Source organism: Salipiger sp. HF18 (assembly GCF_011806505.1).
Lineage (GTDB): Bacteria > Pseudomonadota > Alphaproteobacteria > Rhodobacterales > Rhodobacteraceae > Salipiger > Salipiger thiooxidans.
In genome coordinates, this window is sequence record NZ_JAATOS010000865.1 from 1 (window position 1) to 928 (window position 928).

A 928-nucleotide genomic window follows, 5' to 3' on the forward strand; every position below is an offset into this window, starting at 1 on the left:
CCTGTTGTCTCCGTGCCCCCCCCGGCAATTTTCCCCCCGCCCCGCTTCCCCCCGGGGGTTCGCGCCCCCGCCTGCACCGCCAGTCGCCGCCCGGATCCACCACGCCTCCAGACCACCCAACCGGAAACGCGAAGGGGCGGCACATAGCGCGCCGCCCCTCCTTCATCTTGCCCCTAAACTCCGGGGAGCGCGAGGGGCTGGCCCCTCGCTGCCGTCGCTCTCCGTTCAGAGCAGCGACTTGACCTTCGCGGCCACGCCCTCGGCAGTGATGCCGAACTTCTCGTAGAGCGTCTCGGCAGGCGCAGAGGCGCCGAAGCCCTCCATACCCACGAAGCCGGCCTTGGCCTCGCGGCCACGCTCGCCGAGCAGCCACCTGTCCCAGCCGAAGCGCGCGGCGGCCTCGACGGCGACGCGCACCGGGCCCGCGGGCAGGACGCGCTTGCGGTAGGCCTCGTCTTGTGCCTCGAAGAGCTCCCAGCAGGGCATCGAGACGACGCGGGTGCCGATGCCTTCCGCCTGCAGCAGGTCACGGGCGGCCAGCGCGATCTCGACCTCGGAGCCGGTGGCCAGCAGGATCGCCTGCCGCTTGCCTTCGGCCTCCGCAAGGACATAGGCGCCCTGAGCGGTGAGGTTGTTGTTCTTGTGCTGGGTGCGCACGGTCGGCAGGTTCTGGCGGGTCAGCGACAGCACCGAGGGGGTCTCGGTCTGGCTGAACGCGATCTCCCAGGCCTCGGCGGTCTCGATCAGGTCGGCGGGACGGAACACCAGGGTGTTCGGCGTCGCGCGCGAGATGGCGAGGTGCTCGATGGGCTGGTGGGTCGGGCCGTCCTCGCCGAGACCGATGCTGTCATGGGTCATCACGAAGACGGTGGGCGTCTTCTGCAGCGCGGCCAGGCGCATGGCCGGGCGGGCATAGTCGGTGAACGCC

General features: G+C 70.9%; 1 protein-coding gene. It reads right to left on the minus strand.

Translation table 11 applies throughout. The features are described from left to right. Positions 1-225: 225 nt before the first annotated feature. Positions 226-928, minus strand: a 703-nt coding sequence (locus tag HC022_RS27605; protein WP_303049118.1) for a transketolase C-terminal domain-containing protein, incomplete at its 5' end; no start/stop codon positions are given.